2 protein-coding genes and 1 pseudogene are annotated in these 1,991 nt (G+C 77.0%); all 3 read left to right on the forward strand.

All coding sequences use genetic code 11. The annotated features are described in order from the left end of the window. Positions 1-547 (forward strand): DUF5682 family protein (locus ABZ885_RS40065; RefSeq protein WP_360199971.1); only part of this gene is annotated, 547 nt, incomplete at its 5' end. Then, positions 544-1,755: a VWA domain-containing protein gene (locus tag ABZ885_RS40070; RefSeq protein ID WP_360199973.1), complete on the forward strand. Its 1,212-nt coding sequence runs from the start codon at positions 544-546 to the stop codon at positions 1,753-1,755. The genes ABZ885_RS40065 and ABZ885_RS40070, both read left to right, overlap by 4 nt. Beyond that, positions 1,752-1,991, forward strand: a pseudogene (locus tag ABZ885_RS40075) (hypothetical protein); the annotation flags it as partial. The gene ABZ885_RS40070 and the pseudogene ABZ885_RS40075, both read left to right, overlap by 4 nt.

Consider the following 1,991-nt stretch of genomic DNA (forward strand, 5'->3'; position numbering starts at 1 on the left):
CCCCGCGGCGCCCGCCGACCTGCGCGGAGCCGCACTCGGGCTGCGCTGGTCGCTCGGTGCCGGCGGCGCCGAGGCGGTCGGCCGGGCACGGTCGCTGGCCGGCGCGGACCCCCAGGAGCTCGGCGACTGGCTGGCCGGCCTCTTCGCGCTGGCCCGCGACGAGCTGACCGGCGGCGGCGCCGCACCGGACGAGGACCGGAACGACGGCACCGCACCGGACGAGGACCGGGACGGCGGCACCGGACCGGACGAAGGCACCGGCCCCTCCCTGCTCGACGCGCTGGACGACATCGTCACCGCCATGACCGACGGCGACTTCGTGACCGGACTGCCCGCCCTGCGCCAGGCCTTCGCCTTCTTCCCGCCCCGCGAGCGCGAACGCATCGCGGAGCGCCTGCTCGACCGGCGCGGCCGGCGCGGCTCGGCCCGCGCGCTGCTGCGCACCCCGGCCGACCCGCTGGACCTCGCCCGCGCCCGCACCCTGGAGGAGAACGTGCACCGACTGCTCGACCGGTACGGCCTGCGGACCGGACCGGGCACGCCATGACCGGCACCGACCACATCGACCACACCGACCGCCCCGCCGCCACCGACTCCGCCGCCGACGGCGCCCCCGACGCCGGGCTGGAACGCTGGCGGCTGATCCTGGGCGCCCCCGCCGAACGCGCCACCGGCCCGCTCGGCGCGGAGGCCGCCGCCCGGGACGCGGCGCTCGAATGGCTCTACGGCCGCGACATTGACCTCGAACGGCGCGGCGTCCGGCGCGGCCCGACCGGCGCCCCGGCGGGGGGCCGGACCGGCGGCGACGGCGCGTCCGTGCTCACCCCGGTGGACTGGCTGGACGACGTCCACCGGCTCTTCCCCAAGGAGACCGTCGAGCGGCTGGAGCGGGACGCCGTCGAGCGGTACGAGATCACCGAGATCGTCACCGACCCCGAGGTGCTCGCCCGGGTCGAACCGAACGCCACCCTGCTCCGCGCCGTGCTGCGCACCAAACACCTGATGAACCCCCAGGTGCTCGCCCTCGCCCGGCGCATCGTGGAGACGGTGGTCCGCGAGCTGATGGAGCGGCTCCGGCCGGAGCTGCGCCGCGCCTTCACCGGCGCCCGCTCGCGCCGCCCCAGCCGGCTGCCGCTGGCCCGCGACTTCGACTTCCGGGGGACGGTCCGGGCCAACCTGGCGCACTACCAGCCGGAGCAGCGCCGCGTGCTGATCGAGCGGCCGCTGTTCCACGCGCGCACCCGGCGGCACCTGGAGCAGTGGCAGCTGATCCTGCTGGTGGACCAGTCGGGTTCGATGGTCGGCTCGGTGATCCACTCCGCCGTCACCGCCGCCTGCCTGTGGAACCTGCCGGGCCTGCGCACCCACCTGATCGCCTTCGACACCGCGGTGGTGGACCTGACCGCCGACGTCACCGACCCGGTCGAGCTGCTGATGCGGGTCCAGCTCGGCGGCGGCACCGACATCGCCCGCGCCGTCGACTACGCCGCCGGCCTGGTGGACAACCCGCGGCGCAGCATCGTCGCGGTCGTCTCCGACTTCTACGAGGGCGGCGACCCGTACCGGCTGGTCCGCACCGTCCGCGGCCTGGTCGAGCAGGGCGCCACCGTGCTCGGCCTGGCCGCGCTGGACGAGGAGGCCGACCCGGTCTACGACCGCGCCCTCGCCGGCCGGCTGGCCGAGGCGGGCGCCCACGTCGGCGCGATGACGCCCGGCCGGCTCGCCGAGTTCGTCGCCGAGAAGGTGGGCCGTTGAACACGCCCCCCGACGCGCCGCCGCGGGCGGACCTGCTCGCCCTCACCCCGGACACCCTCGCCGCGCTCGCCAACCGCGGGCTGGTCAAGCGCGCCGCCAAGGACGTGGACTCCGGCGCCGGGCCGCAGGTCGAGTGCGCGGCCGATGGCAGCGTCCTCGGTGTCCACCCGGACGGCAGCCGGCCGGCAGCCGCGGCCGGCTGGTCGCTGGACCGGGGCCGCGCCAACCTGGCGATG

Origin of the sequence: Kitasatospora sp. NPDC047058, assembly GCF_040643935.1 — a bacterium.
In the GTDB taxonomy this organism is placed as follows: domain Bacteria; phylum Actinomycetota; class Actinomycetes; order Streptomycetales; family Streptomycetaceae; genus Kitasatospora.